The sequence below is a fragment of the Rothia sp. SCPM-O-B-18226 (M350) genome (assembly GCF_058213595.1).
The window spans coordinates 219,942-243,640 of sequence record NZ_JBYQJS010000003.1; the positions used below are offsets into that span (position 1 = coordinate 219,942).

General features: G+C 64.5%; 18 protein-coding genes. 12 read left to right on the forward strand and 6 right to left on the reverse strand.

Translation table 11 applies throughout. From position 1 onward, the window contains the following. Positions 1–74: 74 nt before the first annotated feature. Positions 75–356 (reverse strand): YciI family protein, encoded by a 282-nt coding sequence (locus AC3E6W_RS06480; protein ID WP_490652640.1) that lies wholly within the window; start codon positions 354–356, stop codon positions 75–77. 281 nt (positions 357–637) lie between these two features. On the opposite strand from AC3E6W_RS06480, the gene AC3E6W_RS06485 reads away from it, so the two are divergent. From AC3E6W_RS06485 to AC3E6W_RS06540, 12 genes are all read left to right on the forward strand, one after another. Next, positions 638–1,594, forward strand: a complete 957-nt coding sequence (locus AC3E6W_RS06485) for a biotin--[acetyl-CoA-carboxylase] ligase (RefSeq protein WP_490652641.1) — start codon at positions 638–640, stop codon at positions 1,592–1,594. 64 nt (positions 1,595–1,658) lie between these two features. Further along, entirely contained in the window at positions 1,659–2,147 is a 489-nt protein-coding gene (locus AC3E6W_RS06490; protein ID WP_049343068.1) for a PH domain-containing protein, read from the forward strand. A gap of 307 nt (positions 2,148–2,454) precedes the next feature. Further along, positions 2,455–3,633: an adenylate/guanylate cyclase domain-containing protein gene (locus AC3E6W_RS06495; protein ID WP_490652642.1), complete on the forward strand. Its 1,179-nt coding sequence runs from the start codon at positions 2,455–2,457 to the stop codon at positions 3,631–3,633. Further along, positions 3,630–4,523: a PP2C family protein-serine/threonine phosphatase gene (locus tag AC3E6W_RS06500; RefSeq protein ID WP_070483069.1), complete on the forward strand. Its 894-nt coding sequence runs from the start codon at positions 3,630–3,632 to the stop codon at positions 4,521–4,523. Before AC3E6W_RS06495 ends, AC3E6W_RS06500 begins: the two co-directional genes overlap by 4 nt. 154 nt (positions 4,524–4,677) lie before the next feature. After that, positions 4,678–6,930, forward strand: a complete 2,253-nt coding sequence (ligA, locus tag AC3E6W_RS06505) for an NAD-dependent DNA ligase LigA (RefSeq protein WP_490652643.1) — start codon at positions 4,678–4,680, stop codon at positions 6,928–6,930. Positions 6,931–7,655: 725 nt separating this feature from the next. Further along, positions 7,656–8,402, forward strand: a complete 747-nt coding sequence (locus AC3E6W_RS06510) for a transglycosylase family protein (RefSeq protein WP_490652644.1) — start codon at positions 7,656–7,658, stop codon at positions 8,400–8,402. A 244-nt stretch (positions 8,403–8,646) separates the two neighbouring features. Further along, entirely contained in the window at positions 8,647–8,943 is a 297-nt protein-coding gene (gatC, locus tag AC3E6W_RS06515) for an Asp-tRNA(Asn)/Glu-tRNA(Gln) amidotransferase subunit GatC (RefSeq protein ID WP_049332870.1), read from the forward strand. A gap of 15 nt (positions 8,944–8,958) precedes the next feature. Then, a complete protein-coding gene (gene gatA / locus AC3E6W_RS06520; RefSeq protein ID WP_070483073.1) occupies positions 8,959–10,563 on the forward strand; it encodes an Asp-tRNA(Asn)/Glu-tRNA(Gln) amidotransferase subunit GatA in 1,605 nt (534 codons plus the stop codon). After that, positions 10,563–12,068, forward strand: coding sequence for an Asp-tRNA(Asn)/Glu-tRNA(Gln) amidotransferase subunit GatB (gatB, locus tag AC3E6W_RS06525; protein ID WP_049332865.1), 1,506 nt, complete (start codon positions 10,563–10,565; stop codon positions 12,066–12,068). Before gatA ends, gatB begins: the two co-directional genes overlap by 1 nt. A 623-nt stretch (positions 12,069–12,691) precedes the next feature. Beyond that, on the forward strand, positions 12,692–13,546 hold the full coding sequence (locus AC3E6W_RS06530; RefSeq protein WP_490652647.1) for a chromosome partitioning protein ParA: 855 nt from the start codon (positions 12,692–12,694) through the stop codon (positions 13,544–13,546). 196 nt (positions 13,547–13,742) lie between these two features. Next, positions 13,743–14,933 carry a secretion protein HlyD gene (locus tag AC3E6W_RS06535; protein ID WP_490652648.1) on the forward strand — a complete coding sequence of 397 codons (1,191 nt, stop codon included), beginning with the start codon at positions 13,743–13,745 and terminating at the stop codon, positions 14,931–14,933. 9 nt (positions 14,934–14,942) lie between these two features. Continuing rightward, entirely contained in the window at positions 14,943–16,991 is a 2,049-nt protein-coding gene (locus AC3E6W_RS06540) for an ABC transporter ATP-binding protein/permease (RefSeq protein WP_490652649.1), read from the forward strand. Between the two features lie 267 nt (positions 16,992–17,258). Here the strand turns inward: AC3E6W_RS06540 and AC3E6W_RS06545 are convergent, their stop codons facing one another. The 5 genes from AC3E6W_RS06545 to AC3E6W_RS06565 all read right to left on the reverse strand — a co-directional run bounded on the left by AC3E6W_RS06545 (position 17,259) and on the right by AC3E6W_RS06565 (position 23,606). After that, positions 17,259–19,436 (reverse strand): S9 family peptidase, encoded by a 2,178-nt coding sequence (locus tag AC3E6W_RS06545; RefSeq protein ID WP_490652650.1) that lies wholly within the window; start codon positions 19,434–19,436, stop codon positions 17,259–17,261. Positions 19,437–19,649: 213 nt separating this feature from the next. Further along, on the reverse strand, positions 19,650–20,852 hold the full coding sequence (gene rsgA / locus AC3E6W_RS06550) for a ribosome small subunit-dependent GTPase A (protein ID WP_490652651.1): 1,203 nt from the start codon (positions 20,850–20,852) through the stop codon (positions 19,650–19,652). Positions 20,853–20,930: 78 nt separating this feature from the next. Then, positions 20,931–21,761, reverse strand: a complete 831-nt coding sequence (locus AC3E6W_RS06555) for an ABC transporter (RefSeq protein ID WP_490652652.1) — start codon at positions 21,759–21,761, stop codon at positions 20,931–20,933. A 1-nt stretch (position 21,762) separates the two neighbouring features. Next, complete coding sequence (locus AC3E6W_RS06560) at positions 21,763–22,623, reverse strand: ABC transporter permease (RefSeq protein ID WP_490652653.1); 861 nt, start codon at positions 22,621–22,623, stop codon at positions 21,763–21,765. After that, positions 22,620–23,606: an ABC transporter ATP-binding protein gene (locus AC3E6W_RS06565; protein WP_490652654.1), complete on the reverse strand. Its 987-nt coding sequence runs from the start codon at positions 23,604–23,606 to the stop codon at positions 22,620–22,622. Before AC3E6W_RS06565 ends, AC3E6W_RS06560 begins: the two co-directional genes overlap by 4 nt. Positions 23,607–23,699: the final 93 nt, after the last annotated feature.

Consider the following 23,699-nt stretch of genomic DNA (forward strand, 5'->3'; position numbering starts at 1 on the left):
ACGCAGAAATCCCCTCCGCGCGGGCCCTTATGAGCCGCGGGAGGGGAAGCGTCCGTATCGACGACGGAAAACGACTAGATGGTGCCCAACACGGGGCTCCAGGCGGTCACGGTGTGCGAAACCACGGCGCCGCCGACGTTCATGGGGTCGTTAGCCACAATCTTCTCGGCGTCCTCAACGGAATCGACCTTCGCAATCAGCAGGGCGCCGGTCGCGACCTCGCCGTCGAGCAGGGGGCCGGAAACAATCAGGTTGCCGGCCTCAATCTGGGAGGCCAGGTACTCGCGGTGAGCCGGACGGTACTTGGCCTGCTCCTCGGGTGCGGCGTAAACGTAGGTAATTGCGTAGTGAGCCATGGGGACTTCCTTCGGGCTAAAACTCGGGGTGAGCGGGGCGGACCCCGCTTCTGCTTCGGTGCATTACACACCCGCACTGTCTAATGTACCGTCTCGTCGCCGCCGGGAACAGTGAGCACGCAAAGAAAGCGGCGGAAGGGGCGCGGTGGACGGCCGCTTGATGATATCGTGAGAACCCGCACCGTTTGGGCAGAACCGAACGGGCCGCAACGTGCCGACGGGTGCCGCGCGAAGCACGAAAACCAGAACAAACCAAAAACCAGAACAAACCGGGGGAGAACATGACCGAAAGCAACGAGAGCGAACGGACTCCGGCCACCGTGCTGGATACCACCGTGCTGGATGCACCCCGCGCCCGCACCGCCGCCCTGGATGCCGGCTACGCGAGCGTGCACCTCTTCGACAGTGTGGACTCCACCACCACCCGGGCCCGCGAACTGCTCATGAACGGAACCGACACCGACCGCGAAAGCCTCGGCGAACTCTCCGTCTTCTCAACCCTCTACCAAAGCGACGGCCGAGGCCGGCTGGCTCGCCCCTGGACCGCGCCGCCCGGCGCGTGCCTGGCCACGAGCATCGTGGTGCGCCCGCACGCCTCGACCGAACCCGGTACCCGCGAACTGCCCGAAGACAGCTACCACTGGCTCACCCTCGTGGCCGGGCTGAGCGTCGTGGACATCTGGCGGCACTACGGCGCCGAGGCCCACCTCAAATGGCCCAACGACGTTATCGCCAACGGGGCGAAGGGCTGCGGCGTACTCGCCCAGCTCGTACCCGAAAGCGGAGCCAACGAGGGGCTGCGCAGCATTATCGTGGGCATCGGCCAGAACACCAATATGACCGCAGGGCAGCTCCCGGTCCCCACCGCCACGAGCCTGCTTTTGTGCACGGGACGCACCGTCGACTCGACCGAGGTGCTCGAACGCCTGCTGGTCGTCTTCGCCCGACGCTACCGCGCCTTCCTGCGCGCCGGGGGAGACCCCGAGGCCGCCGACCCCCTCACCGGCGCGCCCAGCCTGCTGGATGCGGCCCGCGCCGTGTGCTCCACCCTCGGCGCCGAGGTGGCCATGAGCCTGCCCGACGGCAGCGTCGTGCGCGGCGTGGCCGAGGACATGGACGCGCAGGGACGCATCCTGATTCGTCGCGAGGACGGCACGCTCGCCCCCTACGCGGTGGGCGATATTGAGCACCTGCGCCCGGCCAACGGTAGCTACGGGGACTTCCGACCGGCACACTAGAGGTACGAGAAGACCCCGGCGACCGACTCGCCAACACCAGACCCACCACCAATCGAGGAGTGCCATGCGCCTGCGCGGACAACTCAACCCCGGCGAATACGTCATCGTCGCGACCCGCCAGCACCCGGGGGCGCTGCTGCCCAGCCTCACCTGCCTGCTGCTCGGCATCGCGGCGGCGGCCTTCGCATCCACGGCCCGTTCCTCCGTGATCCTCTGGTGGGTCGGCACAATTGCGGCGGCCGCGTTCTTCATCGGCGCACTGCGCATCGGGTGGCGCTGGCTGACCACCGGGTACCTCATCACCACGCACCGCCTGGTGGTGCGGCGGGGGCTCGTGACCCGCACGGGCGACGAGTCTCTCTACCTGGATTCGCTCGGGCAGCGCTGGGTGCGTGAGGGCGCTCCGGGGTCCTGGCTGGGGTACGGTTCGGTCTACGTGGTGTGCCGCGGAGTGCACCACCGTCTGCGCTACGTTCCCGCCCCCGAACGCTTCGACGCGGAACTGGAGTCGGCCTACCGCGAGCACTACCCCCTGCGCGCCGGCTACATCTAAACTTCACCGTTTCGCCGCGCCAAAGCGGACTCGTGGGACAGACCCTCGGCTGAACCCCGCCGGAAAAACGCTGACTGGAGTATCCTTAACTGTGAAATACTCCACTACCGAGCCCTCTCATGGGGGTAGAGGTGAGCCCGGAACCACACGCCGGGTGGGGTGCAGGGCACGATTTGCCGCGGCGGAAGGCGCCCTAACCGGCGGGAAGCGCTCGCGCGGCAGGCATTTAATGCCCCGGCGGATGGCGCAAGCCCGGGCAGAACAACGAACTATTCATCCGGCAGAGAAGAAAGGACCGGTAACGGTTATGAGCACGGCGAACCACTACCGACCCGAACCCTCTCCGCGGGAATCGGGCGACGCCGCTCCGGCGGGTTCCTCCGGCGGGAGCATGGGCCCCGAAACCCAGATGCTCAACCTCAAGATTCTGCAGAACCTCGCCCAAAACAACATCTACCGGGACGAACGCTCCAAGGAGGGCGTGCGCGCCCTCGAAAAGTCCCTGCTCGGCGAAGGCAGCCGCTACACCCCCTCGCAGGCCGCGGAGCTTGCCGGGATTCCGCTGGAGGCGGCCCGCCGCATCTGGCGCAACATGGGGTTCCCCGATATCGCCCCGAACGTTCCCTACTTCACCGATACCGATGTGCGCATGCTCGCCGACCTGCGGGCCCTGGACGACGAGGGCACGATTCGCATGGAGTACGTGGTGTCCCTGGTTCGCGCCGAGGGCCAGCTGACCGATCGCACGGTCGCCTGGCAGATTGAGGCCCTGGTGCACAACATCATGGTCACCGAGGACGTGGACGACAACGAGGCCCGCCGCAAGCTGCTTCTGGATTTCCCCCGCTACCTCGAGACGCTCGAGCACCTGGCCGTCTACGCCTACCGCCGTCAGATGTACGCCGGAATCCTGCGCCTGGGCCTGCGCGAGAACAGCGCCACCAGCTCGGGCATCGCCCACCTGCCGCTCGTGCGCGGCGTGGGCTTCGTGGATTTGGTCTCGTACACCTCCCTGGTGCGCAACCTGGACGCGGCCGCCCTCTCGCAGCTCATTAACCGCTTTGAGCAGAGTTGCCTGGACGTCATCGCACCCCTGGGCGGGCGCATCATTAAGACTCTTGGCGATGAGGTGTTCTTTCTCACCGAAACCCCGGATGCGATAGCCGAGATTAGCCTGCAGCTCTCCGAAAAGATTGGCGCAGACCCGCAGTTGCCGGATGTGCGCGTCGCCTTCATCTGGGGCGAGGTGCTGGCCAACCGCGGCGACGTGTACGGCTCCAGCGTGAACCTGGCCTCGCGCCTGGTTTCCCTGGCCGAACCGGGAACCGTGCTCACCGATAATGAGACGGCAAACACACTCCGACAGGTGGGAAATCATTACACCCTCACATCCCAGGGAACGCGAAACGTCCGAAGCTTTGGTAACGTAGACCCCGTGGCGGTGACCCGTCGCGCACACTACACTATGGAGATCAACCTCTCATGACTGAACTGAAACTACGTACCGGCGGTGCCACTCACCGCGGCGCACATCGAGAAAACAACGAAGATTCGATGGTCGTCGCCGGTTCCCTCTGCGTGGTCGCGGACGGCATGGGCGGCCACGAAGCCGGCGAGGTCGCCTCACGCCTGTGCGTGCGTCAGCTCGCCTACTCGCCTTTCTTCACGATGCCCGGCGGCCGCAGCGAAAGCGAGCAGGCGGCCTACACCGAACGCATCGCCGCCATTGACGAGAGCGACCCGGTCAAGCGTCGCCGCCGCATCAACGCCGAGCTGAACAAGGAAATCGTGCAGGCACTCGACCGTCTGCACGACATCCTCGGCGAAACCAACGAGGAGATCAAGGAAGCTCTCTCGCGTTCCGGCGGCACCACCGTGACCGGTGCATGGCTGACCCGCATCGGCCGGCAGAACCTGTGGGTCGTCTTCAACATCGGCGATTCCCGTACCTACCGCCTGATGCGCGAGGACGACGGCATCCACCACTCCAGCATGGAGAAGCTGCCCGGCTCCGAGGGCGCCGCATCGCTGGAGCAGATTACGACGGACCACTCCGAGGTGCAGTACCTGGTCGACGAGGGCCAGATTACGCCCATGGAGGCGCTAACCCACCCGCGCCGCAACGTGATTACCCGCGCGCTGGGCACCGGCAACTACTGGGAACCGGACTTCTGGGTTCTGCCCGCACGCCCCGGCGACCGCCTGATGCTCTGCTCCGACGGCCTCTCCGGCGAGCTGTCGCACGAGTACATGGCCCGCGTGCTCACCTCGATTCGTCACCCGCAGGACGCCGCGGACGTGCTGCAGCACGAGGCGCTGCGCTCGGGCGGCCGCGATAACATCACCGTCATCGTGGCGGATGCCGTCGAGGCCTAAACCCATAGTTCTGATGCACCCCCGCCTTCAGCGGGTACTCGCTCGAGTGCCGGCAGGATGCGGGGGTGAACTCTACCCGCGGGAAACCGGCCGAGCAGGACCCGCCGTGACGGCGGCGGGGGAGGAGCGCGCCCCAACACGTTAAACTGGACGGGTGACTGAGAACAACGCCCCCACCACCGCACCCGCTGAGACTCGAGCAGAGAGCCCCGCAGAAAACTCCGAGAAGATTACGGATGCCCTGCGCGCCGAATACGCGGAGCTGACAGATAAGATTCGCGCCGCCCGCCGCGCCTACTACAACGAGGACGCACCGTTCCTCTCCGACGCCGAGTACGATGCTCTCTACCGCCGCCTCGAAATCATCGAGGCCGAGCACCCGCTCATCATCGCCAACGACTCGCCCACCCAGGAGGTCGGCGGCGAAGCCATCGAAGCCTTCGCGCCCGTCACCCACCTGGAACGCATGTACTCCCTCGAGGACGTCTTCTCCTTCGAGGAGCTGCGCGCCTGGCTGACCAAGACCGAGGAGAGCGTCCGCAACCTTACCGGCGCCGCCCCGCGCTGGCTCACCGAGCTGAAGATCGACGGCCTGGCCGTGAACCTGCTTTACCGCAACGGCACCCTCGTGCGCGCGGCAACCCGCGGTGACGGCACCACCGGCGAGGACGTCACCCACAACGTGCGCACCATTGCGAGCATCCCGCAGCAGCTGAGTGGCGAGGGCCACCTCGAAGAAATCGAGATTCGCGGCGAGGTGTTCATCTCCTCCGCCGACTTCGAGAAGCTCAACGAGTCCATGATTGCCGCCGGCAAGAACCCCTTCGCGAACCCGCGTAACGCAGCGGCAGGTTCGCTGCGCCAGAAGGACCCCGCGGTGACCGCCTCCCGACCGCTGAGCATGTACGTGCACGGCATCGGCTCGCGTACCGGCCTGGAGATTGACACCCAGTTTGAGACCTACGACCTGCTCGCCTCCTGGGGCCTGCCCGTGAGCCCCTACAGTGAGCTGACCGATTCGGTCGAGGGCATCTTCGACTTCATCAACCGCTACGGCGAGCAGCGCCACTCCCTCGTGCACGAGATTGACGGCATCGTCATCAAGGTCAACGATTTCGCAACCCAGGCGCAGCTGGGCTACACCTCTCGCGTGCCGCGCTGGGCCGTGGCGTACAAGTACCCGCCCGAAGAGGTGAACACCAAGCTGCTGGACATCCGCGTGGACGTGGGACGCACCGGCCGCGTGACCCCCTACGGCGTCATGGAGCCCGTATTCGTCTCGGGCTCGACCGTGGAGCGAGCCACCCTGCACAACCAGGACGTGGTTAAGGCTAAGGGCGTGCTCATCGGCGACACCGTGGTGCTGCGCAAGGCAGGCGACGTGATCCCCGAAATCGTCGCCCCCGTGGTCGCCCTGCGCGACGGCACCGAACGTGAGTTCGTCATGCCCAGCGAGTGCCCCTCATGCGGTTCGCCGCTGGCCCCCGGCAAGGAGGGCGACGTGGACCTGCGCTGCACGAACCCCCGCTCCTGCCCGGCGCAGCTGACCGAGCGCGTGTACTACGCGGCAAGCCGCGGTGCCTTCGACATTGAGGCGCTGGGCTTCGAGGCCGCCAAGGCGCTCACCAGCCCCGCAACCCCGGACACCCCTCCGCTGACCACCGAGGCGCACCTCTTCGACCTGACCCCCGAGGACCTGCGCGAGGTGACCATCGAGCGTGAGAAGAAGGTCAAGGGCGTGGGCACCGGGAAGATGGAGCGCGTGCCCTACTTCTACACCAAGCCGACCAAGGCGCGCCCCGAGCCGAAGCCCACGAAGAATACGCTGAACCTCTTCGCCGAGCTGGAGAAGGCTAAGCAGCAGCCGCTGTGGCGCGTGCTGGTTGCCCTCTCTATTCGCCACGTGGGCCCGACCGCCGCCCGTGCGCTTGCGACCGAGTTCGGTTCGATGCAGGCTATCCGCGAGGCGGATCGCGAGCGTCTAGCCTCGGTGGACGGCGTGGGCCCCACCATTGCGGACTCGATTATCGAGTGGTTCGCTGAGGATTGGCACGCCGAAATCGTGGACTCCTGGGCCGCCGCTGGCGTGCGCATGGAGGACAGCCGCGACGAATCGGTGGAGCGCACCCTGGAGGGTCTGACTGTGGTCGTGACCGGCACCCTGAACGGCTACACCCGCGACGGGGCAAAGGAAGCGATTATTTCTCGCGGCGGCAAGGCCTCCGGCTCGGTCTCGAAGAAGACCCACTTTGTGGTGGCCGGCGCGAACGCCGGCTCGAAGCTGGATAAGGCCGAGGCCCTGGGCCTGCGGGTGCTGGATGAGGAGGGCTTCACCGCCCTGCTCGAGGGCGGCCCGGAGGCGCTTGAGACCGGCTCCGAAAGCACCTCCGGAGAGTCGGAGGCGTAAGCCGTCGAGGTATTCCCCTGTCTCCGCGGGCCGCGGTACTGTGGGTCGCGGGGTATTTGAGGTATGTATGTACGCCGTTCGGGCCCCGAAGAGTGTTCTTCGGGGCCCGAATACCAAAATTTGGCACTTTTAATTACCACAGTTTCTGGGGGTTGGAGAGCTTAAAACACTCCGAGAGCGTAGAAATATTTAAAATTTTTTTACACGCTGTTCGAATCCCCTATTGGGGCGGTGCGGGCATCCGTTAAAGGAGGCGGAGGGCGGGGGAGCGCATCCGGCTAAACCCCCTAGAAAACCCCGGAATATCGGGGAAAACGGGTCGAAAACCCCGGGATTCAATCGGGGGATTAACGTTTCCTGCACTCTTTACCTTAAAGAACCCTGGGAGAAGTCGGGACGTTCGCTGTGAACCTAAAACGGGGTTGGAAACCGCCACAACCTCGGCTATCTTGGAGACCAGAAAGATTCTCGTCAGGGAATCGCTTATGTGGTTTCAAGCTTGGAATGCTTGAAACGATGCCCGGTTCTACCGCACGTCCCCACCGAGGAAGTGCCACCGGATTCCGCGCACTAGCGCAGAATCGCTCACGATGACATGAAATCGATGGAGAGCCGCTCACATGGTAGAGCCAGAAAATGAGTAACCTACTTCGTTATCAAAGGGTGAGCGGCGCCGCGCCAGAGTTCCGGGGACGGAACGAGCGGGGACGGCCCCAAGGAGCATTATGAAGAACACTTCCATTCGTCGTACCGCAGCAGCTCTCGCCATCGGTGGCGTTGCAGCAGCTACCATGTCGATGCCCGCTGCAAACGCAGTAGACGGTGCTACCTGGGACGCACTGGCACAGTGCGAGTCCGGTGGTAACTGGTCCATCAACACCGGTAACGGCTTCTACGGCGGTCTGCAGTTCACCCAGCAGTCCTGGAACGGCGTCGGCATGTCTGGCTCCCCCGCGAACGCTACCCGTGCACAGCAGATCGAGGCAGGCGAGCGTCTGCTCGCTATCCAGGGCTGGGGCGCATGGCCCGCATGCTCCGCTAAGCTTGGCCTCTACGGCAAGACTGGCGCAGCTCCCACCTACACCGAGCCCACCACCACCGTGGCTGCACAGTCGCAGACCCAGCAGACCTACACCGCTCCCGCGGCACAGGCTGCACCCGCAGCTCCTGCAGCTCAGGCTGCACCCGCAGCAGTTGAGGCTCCCGCAGCAGCACCGGCAGCTCCCGCAGCAGTTGAGGCTCCCGCAGCAGCACCGGCAGCACCGGCAGTTGAGGCTCCCGCAGCCGCACCCGTTGCAGCTCCCAAGGCTGCAGCAGGCACCTACACCGTGGTTCCCGGTGACTCCCTCTCGCTGATCGCTTCGAAGCTCGGCGTTGCAGGTGGCTACCAGGCAATCGCCGCTGCGAACACCGACATCATCTACAACGTTGACCTGATCTTCCCCGGCCAGGTTCTGAACATCCCCGCATAAGGTTCACCCCTGAAGCGGTCGTTCTGACGCTGTACCACAACGCCCCGCCCTTCACCGAAGGAGCGGGGCGTTGTGCGTTAACCTCCGGTAGCGGAGCCGAACGTACCCGGTGAAGGTCGCCGCCGCACGCCCCCCCCCGGGCGGTACCCCGACCGATAGGTAGGCAGAACGCCTCCCGAAGAGACGAGAAACCCAACCTCCACTACACTAGAGAAGAAACAAAAAACAAAACTACGGGAGAACCATGTCTGCCATCACCTTTGAACAGGTCAAGCACCTGGCATCGCTGGCACTCATTGAGATGACCGATGAAGAACTCACCGCGATGGCGTCTGAACTCGACATCATCGTCGCATCCGTTGAGACCATGTCGCAGAAAGCAACTGCCGACATCCCCGCGACCAGCCACCCGATCCCCCTCGAGAACGTCTTCCGCGAAGACGTACCCGTCCCGACCCTCACCCAGGAAGAGGCGCTCTCCGGCGCCCCCGACGCACAGGACGGCAAGTTCCGCGTGCCGGCAATCCTCGACGAAGACTAAGAGGAGACACACCAAGTGAACGAACTGATTCAGCTCACCGCCGCCGAAGCCGCCGCCAAGCTGGCCGCCGGCGAGATTACCTCCGTCGAACTCACCCAGGCGCACCTGGACCGCATCGCCGCCACCGATGGCGCACCCCTGAGCGATAACCGCGCAGACGGCAAGAGCGGCCTCAACGCCTTCCTGCACGTCAACGCCGAAGAAGCACTCGCCACCGCGGCAGCAGTGGATGCAGACCGCGCGGCGGGCAAGGAACTGCCCCCGCTGGCCGGCGTGCCCATCGCCGTTAAGGACCTCATCGTCACCAAGGGTCAGCCCACCACCGCGGCATCCCGCATGCTCGAAGGCTGGATGAGCCCCTACGACGGCACCGTCACCCGCAAGGTCCGCGAAGCACGCATGCCGATCCTCGGCAAGACCAACCTCGACGAATTCGCCATGGGTTCCTCCAACGAGCACTCCGCGTTCGGCGTGGTCCGCAACCCCTGGGCACTCGACCGCGCCCCCGGCGGCTCCGGCGGCGGCTCCGCAGCGGCCGTCACCGCGTTCCAGGCGCCCCTGGCCCTGGGTACCGACACCGGCGGCTCCATCCGCCAGCCCGCAGCGCTGACCGGTAGCGTCGGCGTCAAGCCCACCTACGGCTCCGTCTCCCGTTACGGCGTCATCGCCATGGCGTCCTCCCTCGACCAGGTTGGTCCCGTCGCACGCACCGTGCTCGACACCGCCATGCTGCACGAGGCCATCGCAGGTCACGACCCGCTCGACTCCACCTCTCTGCCCGATACGCCCGGCAACTTCGCCGAAGAGGCCAAGGCAGGCGCAGAAGCAGCCCGCAAGGGTGACCTCTCCGGCCTGCGCGTCGGCGTCATCAAGGAGCTCGGCGGCGGCGACGGCGAAGGCTTCGAGGCCGGCGTGCTCGCGCGCTTCCGCGAATCCGTCGAGGCTCTGCGCGCCGCGGGCGCCGAGATCGTTGAGGTCTCCCTGCCTTCCGTCACCGAGGCCATCAGCGCCTACTACATGATCATGTCCTCCGAGGTGTCCTCCAACCTGGCACGCTACGACGGCGTGCGCTACGGCCTGCGCGTCGTGCCCGAGGACGGCCCCGTCACCATCGAGCGAGTCATGGCCGCCACCCGCGCCGCCGGCTTCGGCCACGAGGTGAAGCGCCGTATCATCCTCGGCACCTACGCGCTGTCCGCAGGTAACTACGACGCCTACTACGGCGCCGCACTGCGCGTGCGCACCCTCATCCAGCGCGACTACGCCGCCGCCTTCGAAAAGTGCGACGTGCTGATTTCCCCGACCGCACCCTCCACCGCGTTCAAGCTTGGTGAGAAGACCGAGGGCGACCCCATGGCCATGTACCTGGGCGACGTCGCCACCGTGCCCGTCAACCTGGCGGGCGTCCCGGCGCTCTCCCTGCCCGGCGGCCTCTCCGAGGAGAACAACCTGCCCGTCGGCATCCAGTTCACCGCACCCGCCCGCGAGGATGCCCGCCTCTACCGCGTCGGTGCAGCCCTGGAAGAACTGCTGACCGCAAAGTGGGGCGCACCGCTCTACAAGAGCCTGCCCGACACCGAAACCCTGATCCGCGACTTTGACTTTGGGGGAACCAAGTAATGAGTGAAGAAGTCCTCAGCTTCGAAGAAGCCATCGAAAAGTACGACCCCGTCCTCGGCTTCGAGGTGCACGTCGAGCTGAACACCAACACCAAGATGTTCGACTCCGCACCCAACGAGTTCGGCGATACGCCCAACACCAACATCACCCCCGTCTCGCTCGGCCTGCCCGGCGCGCTGCCCGTGGTGAACAAGACCGCCGTCGAGTCCGCCATCAAGCTCGGCCTGGCGCTGGGCTGCGATATCGCGGATAAGTCCTACTTCGCCCGTAAGAACTACTTCTACCCGGACTCGCCGAAGAACTTCCAGACCTCCCAGGCCGACGGCCCCATCGCCGAAAACGGCTCCCTGGACGTCGAGCTCGACGACGGCACCATCTTCACCGTCGAGATTGAGCGCGCCCACATGGAGGAGGACGCCGGTAAGCTTACCCACGTCGGTGGTGCCGACGGCCGCATCCAGGGTGCAACCTTCTCCCTGGTCGACTACAACCGCGCCGGCGTGCCGCTCATCGAAATCGTGACCCGACCCATCGTAGGTGCCGGCGAGCGAGCACCCGAGCTGGCCCGCGCCTACGTTGCCGCCATCCGCGACATCGTGCGCTCCCTCGGCATCTCCGACGCCCGCATGGAACGCGGTAACGTCCGCTGCGACGCCAACGTCTCCCTCATGCCCAAGGGCGCAGAGAAGTTCGGCACCCGCTCCGAGACCAAGAACGTGAACTCCCTGCGCTCGGTCGAACGCGCCGTCCGCTACGAGATTCGCCGCCACGCCGCAATCCTTGAACGCGGCGAGAAGGTCACCCAGGAGACCCGCCACTGGCACGAAGACACTCGTGAGACCTCCTCGGGTCGCCCCAAGTCCGATGCTGACGACTACCGCTACTTCCCGGAGCCGGATCTGGTCCCGGTCGTCACCAACAGCGAGTGGATTGAGCGTCTGCGCGCCGAGCTGCCCGAACCGCCGGCAGAGCGCCGCCGCCGCCTCAAGAACGAATGGGGCTACTCCGATGAGGAGTTCCGCGATGTGGTGAACGCAGGCGCACTCGACGTCATCGAAGAGACCGTCGCCGCGGGTGCAACCGCTGCAGCAGCCCGCAAGTGGTGGATGGGTGAGATCGCCCGCCGCGCAAAGCAGGCTGAGGTTGAGCTCACCGCCCTCGGCGTGGAGCCCGCAACCGTGGTCGCCCTCGAAGCGCTCATTGGCGAAGGCAAGATTAATGACAAGATCGCCCGCCAGGTGCTCGAGTTCGTCCTCGCCGGTGAAGGCACCCCCGCCGAAATCGTTGAAGCCCGCGGCCTGGCAGTGGTCTCCGACGACGGCGCACTCACCGCAGCCGTTCAGGAAGCGCTGGCAGCAATGCCCGACGTCGCCGACAAGATCCGTGCCGGCAAGATTCAGGCAGCCGGCGCTATCGTCGGTCAGGTCATGAAGGCTACCCGCGGTCAGGCTGACGCCGCCCGCGTGCGTGAGCTGATCCTGGCTGAGTGCGGCGTGGAAGGCTAAGCTTTTCTGCTGACCCGGCTCTAACGAAAGAGGCGCTGTCTCCCGAGGTGGGAGGCGGCGCCTCTTTCATGCTTTTACCCCATGCCAGGTTCCGTGCGGGATGCACGGTTCCGCTTAGATTCCGCGTGGAAAGCGGTATTCGTCCTCGTTCCTACAGGGAACCCGCCCTCGCTTCGCTTCGGGCACCCTGATGTCACTTCGGACGATACCGCCTTTCCGTGCTGGGGTACTGTGCGGGTGCGGCCGCGTTTTCCGAACATGTGCTTCGGATAACCGCGCGGAGACTCTCTCAGCCTCGCTACTGGAGCGTGCCGGTGCACACCTTCCTGCGCTCCTGCAGGGGAACCCACCCTCTCGGGTGCTCCGCTTCTCCTTGCTTCGCTGCGGAGAGCACCCGAGAGGGTACCCTGATGTCGCTTCCGGAAGGTGCACCGGCTCGCCCTGGCTGGGGCGTTAAGTTCGGGCACCCTGATGTCACTACGGACGACACCGCCCCTCTTGCCTCCCCCCCCCGGCGCATAGTAGGCTAGTGTTCAAAATATGTTCTCTCAAGGGCAAACAACGAAGAGCCCCTGAACGAGCGGACAAAGATGCAGCTATATTTCACGAGGAAGTGCCCACCTATGCGTCGACAGAACACCCTACGAACCCTCGCCGGGGCTCTACTCCCGCTGACCCTGCTGCTTAGCTCCTGCGCATCCGGGCAGCCCAGCGCCGACTCCTCAGCGTCCGCTAACGCTGAGAAGGCGTATAGCGCTTCCAAGAGCCCCGATAGTCAAGCTATCGAAAAAGTAGAGAACCTCGCCTCACTTTCTGACAATGTTGCTCGTGCCTACCAGCGCTCCCTGAGCCAGTGCATGACTGAACGAGGATTCCCGAACTACAAGGTTCCTGCCGGAGAAACTGAAATCCCGCTGCTACAGACCGCTGGTTTCGAACCTCTCACCGTCGCGGATGCCCGCACTCGCGGATACAAAGAGCGCTACTCTTTGGTAACTGCTGAGCTGGAAGAGCAGAGCCGTACTATGAGCGACGCTGAAATGCAGGCTCTTAACGGCACCGAAGGAAAGGGCGGTTGCCAGCAAGAAGCCACCCGCGCAGTCTTCGGTTCAGAAGAATCCCGTGCGATCATAAAAAAGGTCAACGTCACTGCGGTTCACTACCTCAACAACGACGCAATCTTCAAAGACCTTGGGCCTGCCACCGAGAAGTGGGCACAGTGCATGAAAGAACGCTTCGGAGGCGACTACACCAGTCCGGATATGGCTCGCGAACAGTACCGCCAGAACAACCAAGACACCCACGAACTGGCAATCAACGATGCGACCTGCCGTGAAGCAACCGGGCTGGATGCAGAACAGCGAAAGATGGCTATCGCTTACCTGAGTTCTTTCCTCGAAAAAGAGCAGGGCCTCATCGAGCAGGTGACCACCGCCAAGAAAACTGCTGAAGAGAACGCCCGAAAGATTCTGGGCTAACTCTCCGGGCTAATCAGACCGGACTAACCAGGAACAGGCGTACAGAGTAGCCACGGAGGCTGCACCTCGTCACAGCGTATTGTGCCCGGCACGTATCCCCGTGCCGGGCACAAACTAACCCCACACGGCACCGCCGCCTAAGCCCAAACGGCACAGACAATAGCGTTCCCGTACGCGCACCCAAAGAAGGGACACCATGAGCGCCACCCCCAACCGTCAGAAGAAAACCCTCTGGCTCTACGGCATTATCGCCCTGCTTCTCATCATCACCGTGGGTACGCTCATCAGCGCCCAAAACATCAAAACCACCGCCCAAAAAGATGCGGAAGCGGCGCCCCCGGACCCCTCCACCATCACCGCCACGGTCACCCGCGAGAAACTGCGCACCACCGTGCCCCTGACCTGCACCGCGAACTACGCCACCTCAACCCCGCTACGCTACAGCGGCGAAGGGCAGTACACCGCAATCACCATCAAACACGGTGACACCGTCGGCAACGGCACCCTCATCGCAGAAGTCAACGGTGAACCTCTCATCACCCTCACCGGCGGCTTCGCGCTCTACCGCGACCTCAAACTCGACGATAGCGGCCCCGACGCCGCACTCCTCAACGAGGCACTGACCGCCATGGGACGCCAGGGTCCGCAGCCCGCGCGCATCACCGAAGACACCTACGAGGCTCTCAACAACCTCCTCGACAGCCTCGGCTACGCGCACGTCAAGACTGACCAGCCTATTCCCGCCCGCTACTTCCTTATCATCAACCGTTCCGGAGTTGTCACCGGCAACCCCCGCGCAACCGGCGCTATCGCAGATGGTCCCGTAGCCACCATCGCAGAAGGTAGCAAGACCCTCAGCTGCACCGGAACCACCGGCAGGCTCACCCCCGAAGCCCGTAGCGGTCAGAAGGTAACCGTGCCCTCCCTCGGTGATACTGAGTACGTCGCAACCCTCGGATACAAGAACACCACCGAAGCCGCCGGTGCCGCAGGCAACAGCCAGGCCGGTCGCCAGGCCAATGGTGCAGAAGGCGCGGCTGGCTCCAACCTCAACGGCGCAGCCGGTGCGGCAGGAAGCACCGAAGGGGAACGCATCCTCACCCTCGACGTAGGGGATAAGGCGGACAGCCTCCGAGGCGCCGTCAACGCGGAACTCACCCTCGAAGAAACCCCCGAAGCGCACCTGGTCGTGCCCTCATCGGCGCTCTACACCCGTGACGGACAGACCCGAGTCATCGTGCTCGGCCCCGAAAGCTCCAACGGATCGAAGGCCCGCGAAGAACGCGAGGTAACCGTTACCGTCATCAGCAACGCCAACGGCAAGAACGCCGTCACCGGTGACCTGCACGAAGGCGACAGCATCAAAATCATGCGCGAGAAAAAGTAGGGAGTAGCCATGACTGACTCCCGCGCCGCTCACGTGCACCCACCAGCCTATAGCGTCGATATTCAGGGAGTGTCCCAGCACTTTATGCAGGGTGACACTCGAATTGACGTGCTCAAAAATATTGACCTGAAAGTCCGCTACGGAGAAGTCGTCGCAATCCTGGGACCGTCCGGCAGCGGCAAATCAACCCTGCTGAACATCCTCGGTCTGCTCAGCACGCCCGCCTCCGGCAGCTACCTGCTGGACGGTACAGACACCGCAACCTTCAACGCGGCACAGCGAGCTGAAGCGCGCCTGGACAGCATCGGTTTCGTCTTCCAGGCGTTCCACCTCATCGAGCATAAGAACGTGTACCGCAACGTTGAGCTACCGCTCATCTACCGTGGCGTGCCCAAAGCGGAACGAGCACAACGGGTTGCGGATACTCTCGCCCTGCTGGGTTTGAGCCACCGGACGGATGCACCCATCACCACTCTCTCCGGCGGCGAAAAGCAACGTGTGGCTATTGCTCGTGCGCTCATTGGGGAACCGGCGTTGCTGCTCTGTGATGAGCCGACCGGTTCGCTGGATGAAGAGCTCACCCGCGAAGTCATTGATCTGCTCCGAGAATGTACGGGTGACCAGCAAAGCACGATTGTGATTACTCACGACCCGCTCGTGGCGGAGCACTGCGACCGGGTGCTACGTATGCACGAGGGGCAGCTCATCGAGCAGGATGCACAGCGGCAGGAAGAAACGACCGCCCGCGCGTCTCTGAACCTGCCTAGCTCTGCTGAGGAACAAGTTTCTAAGCCGCAGGGCAGTGGTCGTGCACCCTGGGCGCTCGCCTCCCTCAAAGAAGCCTGGGACGCTACCGTGCACCGGGTGAGGCGCAATATCTTCACCATGCTTGGTGTGGTTCTGGGTATCGCTTCGCTTGTGCTGACCGTTGGTCTGACCGCCACCATTTCTGGGCAGCTGGCAGACAGCTTCGACATTTTTAGGGCTAAGCACCTTACGATTAGCTCTACCCGCACCGAATCCATGAGCCGGGCTGAACTCTTGAGCCTGGCGGCAAGCGAAAATTATCGGCGCGTTAGTCAGCTGAACGGAGTGACCGGTACCGCGCTGGTGGATCAGCTGGATGAATCCGCGGATATTCAGCGCGGTCCCGACAACTTTGGCGAGCGCGGTGCTAACGTGACGGCTGCCGTCCTTGCGGCAACGCCCAGTATCTTTAGCGTGCAGGGTCATGAACTGGTGTGGGGTCGCACCTTCGATGAGGGGCACGTGGAGCGTAACGATAAGGTCGTGGTGCTCAGCGAAAGCGTGATGCGCCAGCTTGCGCTGCCCTATAGCCCCGGAGTTACGGTTTATATTCACGATGAGCCGTACACCGTTATCGGTGTGGTGCGGGAGAATCCCTCGCTGACTCTGTCGTACGGTTCGGTCTACTTGCCGCTTGGCGCGAAGCCTGGTGCCGATGCTGAAGAAGCGCAGCCCGCTGCCGGTGGCGGTGCCGCTGCGGCGCAGACCGGTAAGCGTTCCACTCAGATTGTGGTGAGTACTGTTGCCGGTGCCGCAAACCAGATTGCGGAGGAAGCACCGTACGCGCTCTCGCCGGAACGTCCCGCCCTGTATAGCGTGAGTGTGCCGCCGGAGCCGAAGACCCTTCGTGAGGCTGTCGACCAGCAGCAACGCACCATGCTTCTAGCAATGAGCGTTATTACCCTCGTAATTGGTGCGATGGGCATTATGAATACGTTCTTGGTTGCGGTGATGGAGCGTCGCCGTGAGGTTGGTTTGCGTCTGGCTATTGGTATGCGCCCTTCGGGTATTCTGCTGCAGTTCTCGGCGGAGGCGCTGCTGACCGGCATCCTGGGTGCTGTGGCTGGTATTGTGCTGGCGGTTAACGGCATTTCGATTGTGTCTTTGATGAACCGTTGGACGCCGATTATTAGTGCCGACACTATTCTGCTGGGCCTGGGCGCTGGTGCGCTGGTTGGTGTGTTGGCTGGTCTGTACCCGGCGGCGAAGGCTTCGCGTATTGATCCGGCACAGACCCTGGCGGCAGGCTAGTCGTTGAGGAAAGCGCAGAGGGGCGGTGCCGTCCGTAGTGACATCAGGGCGTTCTCCGTAGCCTATGCGGACCAGGCGGTGAGGCTACACCTTCCGGAAGCGCCATCAGGGTGTCACACGGGTGCTCTCCGCAGCGAAGCGAGGAGAGTGCGGAGGAAGTGTGTAGCGAACCGCCACAGGAGCAGAGATAAGCAAAGAACGCCCCGTCCGTATCACTTAGATACAGACGGAGCGTTCTTTTTAAAGCGTGGCTTGGTTGGCTATAGCCTACTCAGTAACGCCGAGGTTAGTCAGCAGGAACGCGTAATCCCACGCGATCTCACGCCAACGCGTATACCGGCCCGAACCACCGCCGTGACCGCCCGACATGTCAATCTTCAGCAGCGGCACCGGCGACGACGGGTCAATCTGATCGCGCAGCGCCGCAATCCACTTCGCGGGCTCCACGTAGAGCACGCGGGTGTCGTGCAGGCTCGTCACCGCAGCAATCGCCGGGTAGCGGACCGGGCGGATATTCTCGTACGGGGTGTACGACTTCATGTAGGCGTACACTTCCGGGTCCTCAATCGGGTTGCCCCACTCTTCCCACTCCATCGCCGACAGCGGCAGCTCCGGGTCGAGGATGGTGGTCAGCGCATCCACGAACGGCACGGCAGCCAGGCAGGCAGCGTACTTTTCGGGGGCGAGGTTCACGACGGCGCCCATGAGCAGGCCGCCCGCGCTACCGCCGTAGCAGCCGATACGCGCCTCATCTGCCCAGGGTTTCGCCGCAATGTAGCTGGTGACGTCCACGAAGTCGGTGAAGGTGTTCTTCTTCGCGAGCTTCTTGCCGTTCTGGTACCAGGAGCGGCCCATCTCGCCGCCGCCGCGAATATGCGCAATGACGTAGATGACGCCGCGGTCCAGGATCGACAGCATCGGGATGGAGAACATCGGGTCCATGGACGACTCGTACGAGCCATAACCGTACTGGATGACCGGGTGCGGCTTGCTCATGTCCAGGTCGGCGCGGTGAATCACCGAAATAGGGATGAGCGTGCCGTCCGCCGCCGGTGCCCAGTCGCGGTAGGCGCGGTAGTCCTCACGGTTGTAGCCGCCCAGCACCGGGGTTTCGCGGCGCAGCAGCAGGGTCTGCGACATGGGGAAGTAGTCGTAGACGCGGCGCGGCGTCAGGTACGAGGTGTAGGCGATGCGCAGCACGGGGGAGTAGTTCTCCGCACGCAGCACGGATGCGGTGTACAGTTCCTCGTCGAAGCCGGCCGGTTCCATGAAGGTCACGCCGGCAGGGCGGCGGCGGCGCCACTGGATGGGCAGCTGCTCACGCGGTGCGAGGAAGATACGGGTGGTCGTGTCCGCGCGGGCGGTGACGACCAGGTGCGTTGCAGTGAAGGTGAAGCCCTCCAGGCGCACGTGCTCGCTGTGGCGGATGACCGGCACCCAGCGGGCGGCGTACTCTTCGAGGCTTTCACCTTCGCGCGGCATGTCTGCGAGGACCAGCTCGGAGTTCAACGCATTGTAGTCGTGCTGAATCAGCAGGTGCTGCTCGCCGGCAATGTTGAGCGGCTCGGCGTAGTATTCGATGCCTGCGCTCTTGGGGATGAGCAGGGTCGGCTCGCCCTTGGGTTCGCGGGTGGGGATGAGGCGCACCTCCGTGTACTCGGAGTTCGAGCTGGTGAGCACTACGGAGGAACGGTCGGAGCTCATGGCCGCCGAGAGCCACATGGTGTTGTCGGGCTCTTCGTAGATGAGGTGGTCTTCGGTGCCCTGGCCGACGTCGTGCACGTACACGCGCCAGGGGCGCCAGGAGTCGTCGGGGACCATGTAGACGAGCTGCTCGGCGTGGTTGATGAAGAAGGAACCGGCCGTGATGTTGGGGATGGTGTCCTCGAGGAAGGAGCCGGTTTCCATGTTGAGGAAGCGCTGCTCGTAGCGTTCGTCGCCCTTCTCGTCCACGGAGATGCTCAGCAACTTGCCGCTGCGGGAGGGCTGGAAGCTGCCGAGGGAGAAGAACTCCATATCCTTGGCGTACTCGTTGCAGTCCAGGATGACGATTTCGCCCTCGAGCGGCTCGCCGGGCTTGACGGTCGGCGGGGTGTAACGCACCACCTCGTCGCCCTCGTTGAGGGCGGGGTAGCGGTAGAAGACGGGGTACTGGCCGCCGGGCACCATGCGGCTGTAGTACCACCAGTCGCCGATGCGGTTCGGAACGGTCAGGTCGGCGAGGAGGGTGCGGTCCTTAATCTCGTTGAAGATGGACTCGCGGAGGGGCTGCTGGTCTGCGGTGACAGCTTCGGTGTACTCGGCTTCTGCCTTGAGGTAGTCGAGGACCTCTTCGCTTTCCTTGTCGCGGAGCCATTCGTACGGGTCGATGAAGACGTCGCCGTGGTGTTCGCGGCGGTGCTCGACCTTCTTCGGTACGGGCGGGGTGAGGTTCTGTTCAGCCATGCTGCCACCTCTTTCATGAGTTATGGGTTTGTGAATGGTGTGTGCCGGAGGCGCCGGGTTCCCCGCCGCACGCTCGGCGGACGGGGTGTCGGGGCCTGTGGGCACGCCTAGTTCTAGTGTATCGAAGAGTGAGGCAGGCTACTGTATTGCGGTCCGCGCGGAGCCGCCCGGCTCAGCTCGTGGAAGCCCCGCCGGAACGTGCGCGTCCGGCGGCTAGTTGGAGCGCCCCTTGATGGACATGAGGGTGCGGCGGCCCGCCTTGTTCGCCTTCGTGAAGGCGCGGTTGCTCTGCCGGTACTCGCGTTCCTGGGAGCGCAGGCGCAGGCGCGCGGATTCGGCCATCATCCTGCGGTAGCGTTCGAAGCGTTCGGGGTCGAGGGTGCCGTCGGCGAGGGCCTGTTGCACCGCGCATCCGGGTTCGGAACCGTGGGAACAGTCGCTGTACCGGCAGGCGGAAGCGTAGCTGGAGACGTCCTCGAAGGTTTCGTCGATTGCGGCGCTATCGCTCGTGGCGGCTAGCGCTCGCACGCCCGGAGTGTCGATGAGCACTGTGCCAGCTGAGGATTCTGCACCGGAGTCTGCCACCCCGGGCAGAACAATCATCTGGCGGCTGGTGGTGGTGTGGCGCCCCTTGCCGTCGGCACCGCGAACCGCGGAAGTAGCCTGCACCTGGTTCTCTGAAGTATCTTCGCGGGGGTCGGCTCCGGGGTTGAGCAGGGCGTTGACCAGGGTTGATTTACCGGCACCGCTACGGCCCAGGAACGCGGCGGTGCGTCCGGCGACGAGCTCCGCCACTGGAGCGGGGTCGTAGCCGTTGTCCGTGCAGACGGCGAGCACCGCATCCACGCCGCCCGCGAGGGATTCCTCGTAGCCGGCGAGCTGTTCGGCCGTCACCAGGTCACCCTTGGTGAGAATCAGCGCGACCTGCACCCCGGAAGCGTGCGCCAGGGCGGTGTAGCGTTCAATGCGCCCGATGGACGGCTCGGGGAAGCACGGCTCAACGATGCAGAGCATATCCACGTTGGCGGCGACGGGCTGATCCGCGGATTCTCGGGTGGCGCTGGGGCGGGTGAGGTAGCTTCGCCGGGGCAGAATCGCGAGGGGCTTATGCTCTGCGGGGTGGGTTTCACCGCCGGTTCCGGGGATGGGCTGGGCGAGCACCCAGTCGCCCACGACGGGGTACTCTTCTTCGCCGTAGTCGTTTTCGACCGGACGCAGGGGAGCGGAGAGCTTCACGAGCTCGCCCCGCTCGCAGGTCAGTAGCTCGCAGCGGGTGCGGTGCACGGCGCTGACGCGGGCGAGGGCGAAATCATCAAGGGTGCCGTCGAGGGTGAACGCGGCGCGAATTGCCGCGCCCTGCCAGGAGGGGTCGAAGCCGAGGGCCTCGAGCGTGTACACAGCGGGAGAGGTAGTCAATGGAGTGGTCTTTCTTGGTTGCAGCACCTGGGTAGCGGGTGATTAAAAGGTTCGTTCTTTTTATCTCGGGTACGCGCCTTATAGCAGTGAGGCGCGGGCGCCGGCACGGATGCGGCGGGCGGCAAGGAAAGTCAGCCCCAACCCCGCCGCGGCGTAGAGTCCCGCCAGTGCCGTGTCTACCGCCAGGAGCGCGAACAGATCCGGTGCGGCGCCGCCCGCGATACCGCCAGAGGTATCTAGAGCCTGCACCAGCCGGGAGCCGGGAACCCAGGAACACACCCACGCAAGCCACGCGGGGTAGGTGCTCACCGGAACGATCACACCAGCGCTGACCGGCAGAATAATCGACAGAAAATTGGATCCCGTGTACGGATCCGACAGGTACAGGCCCAAGCCGGCAGCAAAAATGCCCAGGCAGACCCCGCCCAGAACCGCAACCGGCATCAGCGCGATGGCGCCGAGCAGAAGCCCCGAAGCCGCCCCGGTAGGGGGCGACGTGAGGGAGAGCAGCCACACGATGCCCACATTGCTCAGGCCCGTCACGGAGGCCAACAGCGCGGGCACCGCCGCCGCACCCAGCCAGTAGCCCGCATCCACCGCTCGGGCCGTGCACACGTACTCGAAGACACCGATCCACCGGTCGGTGGCAACGCGCGCGACAATGCCGGCGGCCACCGAGCTGAGGGTGGCAATCAGGGCGGTCGCGCAGCCGATGCGTACCGTATCGTTCGCGGCGAGGTCGGCGCCCAAAAGCACCGTAAAAAGCACATTGAGGCCCGGCACGAGCACCAGGGTAGTGATGGCCGTTCCGAGGGTTGCGAAGGTAATAGAAGATGACCAGCCGATAGAGGCGGTAGACAGAGCCCGGCGCACCACGCCGGGCAGGGAATCAGTAGAGAGAGCACGCACGCTACATCGCCCCCAGGGTGCCGCGACGACGGGCGGAGGCGAGAGCCTTCCGAGCAAAGAGGAAAGCACACAACGCCCAGATGAAGCTCACGACTAGGGTCTGAATTACTGGCAGGAGCGCATCCGCCGGGGTGTTCATGGGGGTGCGCCCAAGTAGCAGGTGCACCGGCGCCTGCAGGGGAATGAGCGTGCCTACAGCATCCAGCCAGGCGGGCGCCTCAACCATCGTGAAGAGAACCCCGGAGAGAATAAATACCGGCACGAGGAGCAGCTCCTCATAGGCGATAGCGTTCGGCGTCGCCACGAAGAACACCGCAATCATGAACGTAACCGACAGGCAGGCAAGCCACAACAGGGGAACGCCCAGAACGTAGCGCGGCCAGAGCGCAGAAAAGTCCGTGACCTGCGGATTGAGCGTCACAAGAGCCCAAACCGCCCACGATAGGGGCAAAGCCGCCAGACCCACGATGGAGGCGCTCGAAACGATAGCCGCCAGCACCCGCACCGGAGAAATGGACCCGGAACACAGGTACACGAGGGTCCCGCGGAAACGCTCAAAATTGATAATGCCCGCAGACACGATGCAGACCGACCACATGCCCACGATGCCCGCGCGGGTCCACGCGAGGGTCGGGTCAACGGAGTGACCCTCGGAGCTCTGCGCCGCCGCGTGCACGGCGAGTGCCTGGAGGATGACCGACCCGAGCACCGTGCTGATAAGCAGCTGAATAAAGTACGGGACCGTCAGGAACTGGCGCAGGCTAAATCCCATGAGCCGCAGCTGGCGGGCGCACTCCTGCCACAGGTCGTACCGTCGACCCTGCTGCTGGGACTCTTCCGAGCGTCGCGTCTTCACGTTCATCGCTTGAGCCCCTCCGCCATCGCCAGGTAGGCCTCCTCCAAGGTTGCCGGGCGCGTGTACGGCTCGGTCCTCGCCCCAATGTTCGAGGCGGCGAGCCCCTCCGCCAGGATGCGGTGCGCCTCTCCCGCCTCGAACGTGGAGCGCTCGCCGTGCCAGTAGAGGGTGAGCTCCCAGCCGGAACCGCGCGGGGCGAAGAGCACCGCAGCCTTATCGCCGAGGAGCCCGCGGAGCGTATCAAGCCCCTCGGTGGCGGTGGCCTCGACCTGTACCACGGTCGTGGCGGCAATACCGGCGTGCGCGGCGATGTCTTCGAGGCTGCCGCTCACGGCGACGGAACCGGCGCCTAACACGGTGATGGTGTGCGCCAGGTCCTCGATTTCGCCGAGTAGGTGGCTCGTCAGCAGAACGGCGGCGCCGTCTTCCGCGAGGGAGCGGATGAGGGTTCGCACGGTCAGGGCGATATCGGGGTCGAGCCCGTTGGTCGGCTCGTCCAGCAGGAGCAGGGCGGGGGAGCCGAGCAGCGCGCGAGCGATGTGCAGGCGCTGCTTCATGCCGCGGGAAAACTCTTGAAAGGGTCGCGCCGCCGCATCGGTGAGTTCCACGCGGGCTAGGGCGTGGTCCACTTCGCGCCGCCGGCTCCGCCCGGAAACCCCCGCAACATCGGCGAAGAAGAGCAGGTTGTCGCGGGCGCTGGCGCGCGGGTAGAAGCCGCTATCCCCGCCGAGTGCGAGACCCACGTGACGGCGTGCCCGCTGCGGGTGGGCGATGGCGTCGATGCCGTTCACGGTGAGGGTGCCGCTGGTGGGGGTGAGCAGGGTCGAGCACATCTGCACGGTGGTTGTTTTGCCCGCGCCGTTGGGGCCGAGGAGGGCGTGGATCTCGCCGGAGCTGATGCGAAGGGACACACGGTCGACGGCGGTGAAGGCGCGTTCGCCTGTGCCAAAGATGCGGCTAAGCTGCGCCGCATCGAGAACGAGAGACATGATGGACAACCTTTGAGGTCGGTTTTCCGGCTTCTGCGCCGGAAGGGTAGGCGAGGGGTAGGCGACGTGCGCGAAGCCCCGCATGAGTGGATG